Origin of the sequence: Sphingomonas sp. S-NIH.Pt15_0812 (assembly GCF_003951315.1) — a bacterium.
In the GTDB taxonomy this organism is placed as follows: Bacteria; Pseudomonadota; Alphaproteobacteria; order Sphingomonadales; family Sphingomonadaceae; genus Sphingomonas.
In genome coordinates, this window is record NZ_QLJH01000015.1 from 19051 (window position 1) to 31342 (window position 12292).

Genomic DNA, 12292 nt, shown 5'->3' on the forward strand with positions numbered 1-12292 from the left:
GTAACGGGTCGGCGGGGAAGCGGCGAACATGCGATTCCGCCCCTCACCAATCATCGGAGCGGCGGTCCGGTAGAGACCGATGCTTGCCCCCCGCATCGCCGTTCCCTACCTGTTCAAGGGTGACCGATATCCAGCTTGCCGATCCGCCCTATCTGCGCGGCCTCAATCCGCCTCAGCGAGAGGCGGTCCTGACCACCGATGGCCCGGTGCTGATGCTCGCGGGCGCGGGCACCGGCAAGACGGCGGCCCTGACCGCGCGGCTCGCGCACCTGCTCTACACGCGCAAGGCCTGGCCGAGCGAGATCCTGGCCGTGACCTTCACCAACCGCGCCGCGCGCGAGATGCGCGAGCGGGTCGGTCGACTGGTCGGCGAGGCGGTGGAGGGGATGCCGTGGCTCGGCACCTTCCACGCGATCGGGGCGAAGATGCTGCGTCGCCACGCCGAGCTGGTCGGACTGCAATCCAACTTCACCATCCTGGACACCGACGACCAGTTGCGCCTGCTCAAGCAGCTTATCGTCGCGGCGGACATCGACGAGAAGCGCTTCCCCGCGCGCAGTCTGGCCGGCCTGATCGACGAGTGGAAGAACAAGGGACTCGTGCCCGCCGATATCGACGCCGGCGAGTCGGAGCGCTTCGCCAACGGCCGTGGCGGCGAACTCTATCAGCAATACCAGGACCGGTTGAAGGCGGTGAACGCCTGCGACTTCGGCGACCTGCTGCTCCACATGCTGGTCATCCTGAAGACGCACCGCGACGTGCTGGAGAGCTATCAGGAACGCTTCCGCTACATCATGGTGGACGAGTATCAGGACACCAACAGCGTCCAGTATCTGTGGCTGCGGTTGCTGGCCCAGGCGCGCAAGAACATCGCCTGCGTCGGCGACGACGACCAGTCGATCTACTCCTGGCGCGGCGCGCAGGTGGAGAATATCCTCCGCTTCGAGAAGGACTTTCCCGGCGCGGTGGTGATCCGGCTGGAGCAGAATTACCGATCCACGCCGCACATCCTGGGGGCGGCAGGGGGCGTCATCGCCCACAATAGCGGCCGGCTCGGCAAGCAGCTCTGGACCGAGCTCGACGCGGGCGAGAAGGTGCGCGTGCTCGGCGTCTGGGACGGGCCGGAGGAAGCGCGACGGGTCGGCGACGAGATCGAGAATTGCCGACGCGCGGGCAAGAGCCTGGACGAGGTCGCCATCCTCGTTCGCGCCTCGCACCAGACGCGGGAGTTCGAGGACCGGTTCATCGCGATCGGTCTGCCCTATCGCATCGTCGGCGGCTTCCGCTTCTACGAGCGCGCGGAGATCCGCGATGCGCTGGCCTATCTGCGAGTGGTCAACCAGCCGGCCGACGATCTGGCGTTCGAGCGGATCGTCAATGTCCCAAAGCGCGGCCTGGGCGACAAGGCGCTGGCGAAGATCCACCAACTGGCGCGCGGCGAAGGCGTGCCGCTGACCACGGCTGCGGCCCGCATCCTTGACACCGACGAGCTGACCGCGCAGGCGCGTCGCAGCCTGGGCAATCTAATCGGCGACGTCCACCGCTGGCGCGACATGGCGCGCGACCTGCCCCATGCCGAACTGGCGCGGCAGTTGCTGGACGAGAGCGGCTATACCGCCATGTACCAGGCCGAGAAATCGGCCGACGCGGCCGGGCGGCTGGAGAATCTGTCGGAACTGGTCCGCGCGATGGAGGAGTATGAGTCGCTCGGCGCGTTCCTGGAGCATGTCTCGCTGGTGATGGACAATGACGGCGGGCGGCAGGACCCGCAGGTCACGATCATGACCATCCACGCCGCCAAGGGGCTGGAGTTCGACACGGTCTTCCTCGCCGGCTGGGAGGAAGGCCTGTTTCCCTCGCAGCGCGCGATCGATGAGGGCGGGACCAAGAGCCTGGAGGAGGAACGGCGGCTGGCCTATGTCGCGATCACCCGTGCCCGGCGGCTGGCGATCATCCTGCATGCAGCCAACCGGCGTATCTACGGCCAGTGGACGTCGAGCATCCCGAGCCGCTTCGTAGGGGAGTTGCCCGCAGAGCATATCGACAGTGAAACCACGATGAGCGGGGGCGAAAGCCTGTGGCGCGCCAATTGGTCCGAACATGCCGACCCCTTCGCCAATGTCGGGCGGGGCACCGGACGGGGGCCGGGCTGGCAGCGGGCGGCGGGTCAGATGGGCCAGTCCAGCTTCACCACGACGCCCAAGCGGGTGGTCGAAAGCCGGGCCAGTGCGGTCAGCCTGGGCAATAAGGGCCGAACGGACCTGTCGGTCGGTCAGCGCGTGTTCCACCAGAAGTTCGGCTATGGCGCGATCGCGGAGATCGAGGGCAACAAGCTGGAGATCGACTTCGAACAATCCGGGCGCAAGCGAGTGATGGACAGCTTCGTCACCATCCCCTGACGCCAGAGAACAGGGGCGGCGATCGAAACCGCCGCCCCCTTGTTACCGTATCAGCGGCACTTGACCTTGCCGCGATCGAGCGAGCGGCCGAGCAGCGCGCCGCCGCCTGCGCCCGCCAGCGTGCCGAGCGTGCCGCCACCGATCAGATTGGCGAGCAGGCCGCCACCGACGCCGCCGATCACCAAGCCGGTCGTGCCGTCCGAACGCTTGCAATAGGCGCGGCCGTCCTGCCCGCGATAGATGCGGTCCTCGCGGCTCAAGCGGCGCTCGCGCGCGCGGGAGTCGCGACGATAGCTGCGCGACGCATCCCAATCGCGGTCCTGGTCGCCCTGCCAGCGGTAATCGCCACGGTCACGTCCCTGGGCGAGCACCGGCGCGGTGGCGACGGGCGCGGTCAAGGCAGCGACCAGGGCGGCGGCGATCAGCTTGGATTTCATGACGTTACTCCTGTAGGTCGGGCGATAACGCGGCAGAGTCGATCCGGTTCAGGACGCGCCGGTACAGGCTTGTTCAGGAACCAGTCGGGCGACGGATCGTATCCGGGCTCCAGGCCCGATACGCGGGTCGGAGGATGTCGATCATGCTTGCCCGTTTCCTGACTGCCGGCCTTGCCGTCGCAATGCTGGCCACCGCCATGCCCGCCGCCGCGCAGAGCAGTGCGGACGAGGCACGATTCCGGGCGGCGCAGGACCGTTTCGACCGTGAATATCAGGTCTTCCGGCAGGAGGTCGATCGCTATCAGGCGGCGCGCGACCGTAGCTATGCGCCGCCGCCGCCCCCCGCCTATGACAATGGCTACCGCCGTGCGCCCGATGTCTATACGCGCGACGATGCGCCGGTCTACGATCCCGCCCGCGATTATCGCGACGGCACTCAATATCGCGAACGCGTCGTGACGCCGGACGAGCGGGTCTATGCTGGCTATGACGGCCGTTACTATTGCAAGCGGTCGGACGGCACAACCGGTCTGATCATCGGCGGTGCGGCCGGCGGCATTCTCGGCAATGTGATCGATGGCGGCCGCAGCCGCATCCTCGGCACGCTACTGGGCGGTGCCGCGGGTGCATTGGCGGGCCGGTCGATCGACCAGAACAGCCAGGTACGCTGCCGCTGATACCGGGCCGTTCCCGCCCCTCGACGGCGGGAACGGTCAGGCCGCCGGCTCGAACAAGGCGCGAAGGTCGCGCTTGATGATCTTGCCATTGGCGTTGCGGGGCAAAGGCTCGGCCAGGAAGCGGATCGCCACCGGCACCTTGAACGCCGCCAGCCGCGTGCGGAGAAAGGCCTGCAACTCCGCCTCGGTGGCCGCCATATCGGATGCGAGATGAATGACGGCGACCGGTTCCTCGCCGAGCACGCGATGGGGTCGCCCGAGCAAAGCCGCCTCCGCCACGGCCGGATGATCGTAGAGCGCGTTCTCGACCTCGATCGAATAGATATTCTCGCCGCCCCGGATCACCATGTCCTTGGCGCGATCGACGATGTAGAGAAAGCCCTCCTCATCGAGCCGTGCCAGGTCGCCGGTGCGGACCCAGCCGTCGACGAAGGTTTCGGCCGTCGCCTCCGGCTTGTTCCAATAGCCGCGCGCGTTCATCGGCCCGCGCGACCAGAGTTCGCCCACCGTCCCGCATGGGCATTCGACCAGGCCATCGGCATCCATGATCTTCAGATCGGCGACCGCGACCGGTGGTCCCGCGCTGGTCGGCTGGTTCAGATAATCCTCGCCACCATGATGGGTGACGGTCGCGGTGGTCTCGGTCATGCCCCAGCCACAGGCGGGCAATGCGCCTAAGGTCTGCTGGATACGCTCCGCCAGGTCGGGCGCGGCCGGTGCGCCGCCATAGGCGATCGCCTCCAGCGAGGACAGGTCGTAGCGTTCGCGCTCGGGATGGTCGAGCAACTGGCAGGCGATGGTCGGAACGCCGCCGGTCACCGTCACCCGCTCGCGCTCGATGATCTCCATCGCCCGTACCGTGTCCCAGCGCCGCATGAAGATGGTGGTCGAACCACCCGCCACCGCGCCCATCAGATGCGCCGAACAAGCGGTGACATGGAACATCGGAATGACCGTCAGCGCGACGCGTGGCCTGGGGGCGGGCGGCGCCTCGCCCCGCCGCAACGCGATCCGGGCAGCGGAGTAGGCCGAGGACAGGATGTTGGTCAGCAGGCTGCGATGCGTGCCGACCGCCCCCTTGGGCGAGCCGGTCGTGCCGCTGGTGTAGAAGATGGTCGCGTCGTCATCCGGCGCGATCGTCGCATCGGGCAGCGCCGCATCGGGCAGGTGAGCCCAGTCCGCCGGAGTCCCGATCACCGTCTCCAGCCGCTCCGTCTCCGCCACGGGCGTCGTCGCACGGGCGACCAGCACCGCCTCCAGCGCCGGCAGCATGGCCCGGTGCGGCGCGATCCGCTCATGCCGTTCGCCGTCGGCGATCAGCAATCGCGCGCCTGAGTCCGCCAGGCCATATGCCAGCTCGCCGCCGGTCCACCAGGCATTGAGCGGCACACAGATCGCCCCCAGCACCGTGATCGCGAAGAACGCCATCGGCCATTCGGGCAGGTTGCGCATCGCCAGGGCCACCCGGTCGCCTGGACCGATCCCCATCGCCTGCAAGTGACGGGCCAGCGCCACGACGGCGCGATGATTGGCCTTGTAGCTGATCCGCTCCTCCTCATGGATGGTGAAGGGGCGGTCGCCATAGATCCGCGCCGCCGTCAGCAGGTGCGCGAGCGTCGGCGGTATGTTCCTCCAGACCCGCAGGGTCGTGCCCCGGATCGTTTCGACCGCCATCTCGAACGGCATTCCCGGCGCGGTGAGGCGCGCCTCCACCTCGGCAAGCGACAGGGCCGGCCAATGTATATGGGTCAGGTCGGGAGCAAGGCCAGCCATCGCGGCATCCCTTTCGATTGAAGGTCGGGTTTGTCGGTCAAGGCTTGTAGCCAACGCTTAGCGCTTGATCAACGGTGCGACGTAAGCCATAGCTGGCGACGTATTCGAAGCAAGGGTATGGCGCCCATCGTGACACGTCCATGACGACCGCATATGGGTTCGCCACCCCCCTGCCCCATCCGATCCGAACAGGAGTCCGCCCATGACATCTCCGATCCGCATCGAGCATCACGACGACATCCTCGTCATCGTCTCCGACAATCCGCCGGTGAACGCGCTGGGCGCCGCCGTGCGACAGGGGTTGGAGGCCGCGGTCAAGCAGGGCGTGGCCGATACGGCCGTGAGCGCGATGGTGATCCGCTGCGACGGCCGCACCTTCTTCGCGGGAGCCGACATCACCGAGTTCGGCAAACCGCCGGTCGAGCCGATGCTGCCGGTGCTGGTCGACATGATCGAGGCGTCGAGCAAGCCGGTGGTGGCGGCGATCCACGGCACAGCGCTGGGTGGCGGATGCGAGGTCGCCCTTGGCTGCCATTACCGAGTGGCGACGCCCTCCGCGAAGCTCGGCACGCCCGAGGTCAAGCTGGGACTGTTGCCGGGGGCCGGCGGCACGCAGCGACTGCCACGTATCGCGGGCGTCCGCCTCGCCCTGGAGATGACGGCGAAGGGCGATCCCATCTCCGCAAAACAGGCACAGGAAGCGGGCCTGATCGACCGGATCGTCGGCGAGGATACCCTTGCCGCCGATGCCATCGCCTTTGCCAAGGAGGTGGCCGCCCGGCGGCCGATCCCCCGCGCCTCCGAACGCGAGGTCCAGCCGGACGCCGCCGCCGTCGAGGCGTTCCGGAAGGCGAATGGCCGCCGCTTCCGCGGCTTCGATGCGCCGGCCGCCAATATCGCCTGTGTCGAGAAGGCCGCGTCGGGCGCCAGCTTCGCCGATGGCATCGCCTTTGAACGCCAGGAGTTCATGCGGTTGATGGCCGGCACGCAATCGGCGGCGCAGCGGCACATCTTCTTTGCCGAACGTCAGGCCGCCAAGATCGACGACCTGCCCGCCGATGTGCAGCTTCGCCCGATCGCCCGGGTCGGCGTGATCGGCGCGGGGACGATGGGCGGCGGCATCGCCATGAACTTCCTGTCGGCGGGCATCCCGGTCCGTATCGTCGAGATGCAGCAGGAGGCGCTTGATCGCGGCACCGGCGTCATGCGTCGCAACTATGAGGCGAGCGCGGCCAAGGGACGGATGACGGCCGACCAGGTCGAACGCGCCATGGGGCTGCTGACGCCGACGCTGGCCTTTGACGATCTGGCCGATTGCGACCTGATCATCGAGGCGGTGTACGAGAATATGGACGTGAAGAAGGATATCTTCACCCGGCTCGACCGGCTCGCCAAGCCGGGTGCGATCCTCGCCTCCAACACCTCCTATCTCGACATCGACGAGATCGCCGCGGTGACGCAGCGGCCGGGCGACGTGGTGGGGATGCACTTCTTCTCGCCAGCCAATGTCATGAAGCTGCTGGAGGTGGTGCGCGGCGCGAGGACCGCGCCTGATGTGCTGGCGACGGTGATGGCGCTCGCCAAGACGATCCGCAAGGTCGCGGTGGTGGCGGGCGTCACCTATGGCTTTATCGGCAACCGGATGCTGATGCCCCGCCAGGTCGAGGCGACCAAGCTGCTGCTGGAGGGCGCCACGCCCGAGCAGATCGACCGCGTCCATGTCGAGTTCGGGATGCCGATGGGGCCGTTCCAAATGGCCGATCTGGCCGGCGTCGATATCGGCTGGCACCGCGATCCCAGCCGGATCGAGAGTATCCGCGACGCGCTGGCCGCCGAAAATCGCTGGGGCCAGAAGACCAAGGCCGGCTTCTACGATTATGACGACCAGCGTCGCCCGTCGAACAGTCCGCGCGTCGCGGCGATCATCGAGGACTTCCGCCGCCAGTCGGGCGTCACGCCTCGGACCATCAGCGACGAGGAGATCGTCGCGCGTACCCTCTACACCATGGTGAACGAGGGCGCGCTGATCCTGGCGGAGGGCAAGGCGCAACGCGCGTCCGATATCGATGTGGTATGGATCTACGGCTATGGCTGGCCGGTCTATCGCGGCGGCCCGATGTTCTGGGCGCAGAGCGAGGGGCTGGACACGGTCGTGGATGGCCTGGAGCGCCACGGCTTCACCGTCGCGCCCACGCTGAAGCGCGCGGCCGAGACCGGCGGACGTTTCAAGTAACCCGACCGCCAGCACCCGATAAGAGGAGAGAGAGGATGGCCGATCAGGCAGCGGCGGACTTCCGCCAGGAAACGCGCGCATGGCTGGAGGAGAATTGCCCGGCTGCGATGCGTCGGCCGATCCGGTCGGAATCGGATGTCTGCTGGGGCGGGCGGCGCTACGTCCCCTCCTGCCCCGAGCAGAAGCTGTGGCTCGACCGGATGGCGGAGCGCGGCTGGACGGTACCCGATTGGCCGACCGACTATGGGGGCGGCGGTCTGTCGCCCGCCGAAACCAAGATCCTGCGCGAGGAGATGAAGGCGATCGGCGCACGGTCGCCGCTCAACAGCTTCGGCATCTCGATGCTCGGCCCGGCGCTTCTCAAATATGGCAGCGAGGCGCAGAAGCTGGAGCATCTTCCCCGCATCGCCCGCGGCGAAATCCGCTGGTGCCAAGGCTATTCGGAGCCCAATGCCGGGTCCGATCTCGCCAGCCTCGCGGCCTGGGCGGAGGATGGCGGCGATCATTATGTCGTCAGCGGGCAGAAGGTCTGGACCAGCTATGCCGACCAGGCCGACTGGATCTTCTGCCTGGTCCGTACCTCGAAACAGTCGAAGCAGGGCGGGATCAGCTTCGTCTTGTTCGACATGGCGTCGGAGGGTGTTTCGACCCGGCCGATCCTGCTGATTTCCGGCAATAGCCCGTTCTGCGAAACCTTCTTCGACCAGGTGAAGGTGCCCAAGGCCAACCGGGTGCATGACGAGAACAAGGGCTGGGACGTCGCCAAATATCTCCTCGGCCATGAGCGCGAGATGATCTCCGGCATGGGCCTTGGCGAGGGCGGCCGCGACACGCTGGTCGCGGATGCGCTGGCGACGATCGGGACGGATGCGACTGGCCGCCTCGCCGATCCGCTGCTGCGCAGCGACATGGCCCGGTTCCAGATACGCGCTCGCGCCTTCGCCGCCATGTCGGAACGCTTCCTCGACGAACTGAAGGCGGGACGCGCGCACCCCGCCCAGCCATCGATGATGAAATATTACGGCACGGAGCTCAACAAGGACCGCCACGAACTGCACATGGCCGCCGGCGGCTCGGACGCGCTGGAATGGGAAAGCGAGGCGTCGCGGGGCGGCGCGTCCGCCCGCGCCTGGTTGCGGACCAAGGCCAACTCGATCGAGGGCGGTACGTCTGAAATCCAGCTCAACATCATCGCCAAGCGCATTCTCGACCTGCCCGGCGCCTGACCCCTTTCTTCAGCGAGTATCGCCATGCCGCTCTTCCTCGACGACGAACAGACCATGTTGCGCGACACAGCGCGCGACTTCATCGCCGACACCGCGCCCGTGGCGCACATGCGGACCCTTCGGGACACGGATGACTCCACCGGCTTTTCCCGAGTCCTGTGGAAACAGTTCGCCGAGATGGGCTTCACCGGCATCCTGATCGGTGAAGACCAGGGCGGTCTGGGCCTCGGCCATGTCGAGGCGGGGATCGTGCTGGAGGAGATCGGCCGCAACCTGACCCCCTCCCCCTTCCTGACCACGGCGGTTGCGGCGGTCGAGGTGCTGCGCGGCACGGCGCAGGCCGATCGCTGGTTTCCCGGCATTCTCTCGGGCGAAACGGTCGCCGCGCTGGCGATCGATGAGACGGCCAAGCATCGCGATGCCATCGGCCTGCGCGCGGAACGGGCTGGAAACGGCTTTCGGCTGTCCGGCACCAAGCGTTTCGTCGCCCACGGCCATGTCGCCGACCTGCTGATCGTGGCGGCCCGCACCGCCGGCGCACCGGACGATCGGGAGGGCGTCACCCTCTTCGCCGTGCCCCGCGACATGAGCGGAATGACCGTCCGGCCCGAACGGCTGGCGGATGCCGGCTTCGCCGCGACCGTGACCTTCGCGGATGCGACGCTGGACGGCGATGCGGTGCTGGGGGAGGTGGATGGCGGACGGGCGATCCTCGACCGACTGCTGCGTGCCGGGCGGACCGGGGTCGCGGCGGAATCGCTGGGGGTCGGCACTGGCGCCATGGCGATGACGATCGGCTATCTAAAGGATCGCAAGCAATTCGGCGCACCGATCGGGAGCTTCCAGGCGCTCCAGCACCGTGCCGCGCATCTCTATGCCGAAATGGAAGTGGCGCGCGCCGCCGTGCTGAAGGCGCAGCAACTGCTCGATGCCGACGCCGATGGGGCGGAGGCGGCGGTGTCGGTGGCCAAGGCGATGACCGCGATGGCGACCACGCTGGCGGTCAACGAGGGCGTGCAGATGCACGGCGGCATCGGCATGACCGACGCCTATGACATCGGCTTCTACATGAAGCGGGCGCGGGTGCTGGCGGAGCTGTGGGGCGATGCCGGTTTCCATGCCGACCGGCTGGCGGTCGCCGCCGGTTATTGATCGATCCGGTCAGGCGGGGTCGAAGAACCGGGCGACCTCGCCGTCCGTGTTGCGCAACAGGCCGCGCAGCCGCAGCAGCGCGTCCTCCGGCCGGTCCCCCGGCTCCCCCGCCATCGCCCAGTCGCCGAACTGGCGTTCCGCCGCCGGCTCGTCTTCCAGGATGGTAATCCCGGCATGGCGCGGATCGCCGGCGATCCGGTCGAACGTACCCGCGACGCTGTCCGGCGGCCCTTCGAGCAGTTGCAGATATCGGTCGCCCTGTATCCACAAGATGCCGGAAACGCCGTCCAGGCCGTTGTTTCGGCGTGACGCGGCCAGGATCGACTGGTGATCGTCGCGCAGGTTGCTACCCGTCGCGCGACTGGAATAGATGATGCGGCGGACCCGCTCGGCCTGACTCATGATCCTGATGTAGGGAAAGTGTGCGACGGTTGGAAGACATTGGCGACCATGACGTGGGCGTCCTCCAAGTGGAACCCGATCGAGGGCCTATGCGTCGTTCCCCCAGCGCAATAATCCTAGATTAACAAGGCGAAGGGAACCCCTTGCAGAAGCCGGACAGTCCCGCCAACCCAGCCTCCATGGCGAATGATGGTGCTGCTCAGGGTCCGGATACACATGTCGATCGTGATCCGACCGGTCTTGCGGCCGGCCGGCCGGCGGATGGCGCGATGGACACGGGCGACAGCGAGCCCATCGAGCGGCCCGGCCTGCACCATTGGCGCGAGAGCACGATCACCGATGCCGATCTGAACGATCGCGGCGGCGTGTTCTTCGCCGCGATCGAGATGACGCGGATGCCGATGATCCTGACCGATCCGAACCAGGACGACAATCCGATCGTCTTCGCCAACAAGGCGTTCCTCGACCTCACCGGCTATGAGGAAGCGGAGGTGCTGGGACGCAATTGCCGTTTCCTCCAGGGTGCGCAGACCGATCGCAACGCCGTGGCGGAACTGCGCGATGCCGTCGATGCACGGTCGGCGATCGCCTTGGAACTGCTCAATTATCGCCGCGACGGGTCGCCATTCTGGAACGCCGTGTTCATCGGTCCGGTATATGACAGGGCCGGCGACCTGCGCTATTTCTTCGCCAGCCAGCTCGACGTCACCCGCCGCCGCAATTCCGAGCAGAGCTATCGCCAGGCGCAGAAGATGGAGTCGATCGGCCAGCTCACCGCTGGTCTGGCGCATGACTTCAACAATCTGTTGCAGGTGGTGAACGGCAATCTCGAGCTCGTCTCGGCGGTCGCCGACAATCCCGAGCGGGTGAAGCGCTACGCCGCCGCCGCCCAGTCGGCCGCCGAGCGCGGGGCGAAGCTGACCCGCCAGCTGCTGGCCTTCGCGCGCAAGACCCGGTTGGAGCCGCGTCCGCTCGATCTCGCGACGCTGGTGGGCGAGTTCTCCGACCTGATCGAGACCTCGGTCAACGGGCAGGTCGATATCCATCTTCATTTGAACCCCGATCTGCCCAATGTGGTCGTCGATCCGGACCAGCTCGAAATGGCCTTGCTCAACATCGTCAACAATGCGCGCGACGCGATGCCCGATGGCGGTCCGGTGACGATCGCCACGGAGCGGCGCACGCTGGAGGAGGAGACCGCGGGCGACCTGACCCCAGGCGATTATGTCGTGCTGAGCATCGCCGACCAGGGGCACGGCATGTCGGCCGCGACGCTGGAACGCTCGACCGAGCCCTTCTTCACCACCAAGGGTGTCGGCAAGGGCACCGGGCTCGGCCTGGCCATGGCGAGCGGTTTCGCGCGCCAGTCCGGCGGCCGTTTGGAAATCCAGAGCGCGATCGGCGATGGCACGACGATCCGGCTGCTGTTCCCGGCCATGCCGGCGCATCACCGCTCGGCCGATACGCCGCGCCATGTGCCGGCGGTCGCCCTGCCGGCGGATGACGGTACCCCGCCCCATGTCCTGGTCGTGGAGGACAATGAAGAGGTGCTTGCGGTCGCGCAGGAGATATTGAAGGGAGCCGGCTATGTCGTGTCGACGGCGCTGAGCGGTGACGAGGCGCTTCGCTTCTTCGAGGAGACGCATGACACGAAGAGGATCGACCTGCTGTTCACCGACCTGGTCATGCCGGGTGGCATGAACGGTCTTTCCCTGGGTGACGCCGTTTCCAAGCGGGATGCCAGCGTGTCGGTGCTGATGACGACCGGCTATAACGAGGAACTGGTGGCGGACGGTGCACGCGCCCGCGCGAATGACGTGCTGAGCAAGCCCTATCGCCGTTCGGAACTTCTCGATCGCGTGCGTCAGGCGCTCAATCGCGGTGGTGAAGGGCGCGCGCGTCGGCGACAGTCGGATTTCGGCTCGGTCCAAGCCTGATCGCACGAAAAAGTAACGCGGGTAAACAAGCGCTTGGACCTTTGTACCTGGTTAAT

Annotated in this window: 9 protein-coding genes; 6 read left to right on the forward strand and 3 right to left on the reverse strand. The window is 67.1% G+C overall.

Features of this window, described 5'->3' with window-relative positions; genetic code table 11:
- Positions 1-119 precede the first annotated feature (119 nt).
- Positions 120-2399 (forward strand): UvrD-helicase domain-containing protein, encoded by a 2280-nt coding sequence (locus BRX43_RS11460; RefSeq protein ID WP_125995007.1) that lies wholly within the window; start codon positions 120-122, stop codon positions 2397-2399.
- Positions 2400-2449: 50 nt separating this feature from the next.
- Here the strand turns inward: BRX43_RS11460 and BRX43_RS11465 are convergent, their stop codons facing one another.
- The gene (locus BRX43_RS11465; RefSeq protein ID WP_125995008.1) at positions 2450-2836 is read right to left on the reverse strand and encodes a glycine zipper 2TM domain-containing protein; all 387 of its coding nucleotides are present in this window, start codon (positions 2834-2836) and stop codon (positions 2450-2452) included.
- A gap of 143 nt (positions 2837-2979) precedes the next feature.
- Here BRX43_RS11465 and BRX43_RS11470 point away from each other — a divergent pair, with 143 nt between their 5' ends.
- Positions 2980-3513 (forward strand): glycine zipper 2TM domain-containing protein, encoded by a 534-nt coding sequence (locus BRX43_RS11470; protein WP_241214913.1) that lies wholly within the window; start codon positions 2980-2982, stop codon positions 3511-3513.
- A 36-nt stretch (positions 3514-3549) separates the two neighbouring features.
- On the opposite strand, the gene BRX43_RS11475 is transcribed toward BRX43_RS11470, so the two are convergent.
- On the reverse strand, positions 3550-5286 hold the full coding sequence (locus tag BRX43_RS11475; protein ID WP_125995010.1) for a class I adenylate-forming enzyme family protein: 1737 nt from the start codon (positions 5284-5286) through the stop codon (positions 3550-3552).
- Between the two features lie 202 nt (positions 5287-5488).
- Here BRX43_RS11475 and BRX43_RS11480 point away from each other — a divergent pair, with 202 nt between their 5' ends.
- Genes BRX43_RS11480 through BRX43_RS11490 form a run of 3 tightly spaced genes read left to right on the forward strand, consistent with a single transcriptional unit; the run spans position 5489 to position 9897 of the window.
- Positions 5489-7519 carry a 3-hydroxyacyl-CoA dehydrogenase NAD-binding domain-containing protein gene (locus BRX43_RS11480; protein ID WP_125995011.1) on the forward strand — a complete coding sequence of 677 codons (2031 nt, stop codon included), beginning with the start codon at positions 5489-5491 and terminating at the stop codon, positions 7517-7519.
- Between the two features lie 35 nt (positions 7520-7554).
- Positions 7555-8745 carry an acyl-CoA dehydrogenase family protein gene (locus BRX43_RS11485; protein ID WP_125995012.1) on the forward strand — a complete coding sequence of 397 codons (1191 nt, stop codon included), beginning with the start codon at positions 7555-7557 and terminating at the stop codon, positions 8743-8745.
- A gap of 24 nt (positions 8746-8769) precedes the next feature.
- Positions 8770-9897 carry an acyl-CoA dehydrogenase family protein gene (locus tag BRX43_RS11490; protein ID WP_125995013.1) on the forward strand — a complete coding sequence of 376 codons (1128 nt, stop codon included), beginning with the start codon at positions 8770-8772 and terminating at the stop codon, positions 9895-9897.
- Between the two features lie 9 nt (positions 9898-9906).
- On the opposite strand, the gene BRX43_RS11495 is transcribed toward BRX43_RS11490, so the two are convergent.
- Entirely contained in the window at positions 9907-10299 is a 393-nt protein-coding gene (locus BRX43_RS11495) for a BLUF domain-containing protein (RefSeq protein WP_125995014.1), read from the reverse strand.
- A gap of 179 nt (positions 10300-10478) precedes the next feature.
- Between BRX43_RS11495 and BRX43_RS11500 the strand changes: the two genes are divergently transcribed.
- Positions 10479-12236, forward strand: coding sequence for a histidine kinase famiy protein (locus tag BRX43_RS11500; protein WP_206433189.1), 1758 nt, complete (start codon positions 10479-10481; stop codon positions 12234-12236).
- Positions 12237-12292 lie beyond the last annotated feature (56 nt).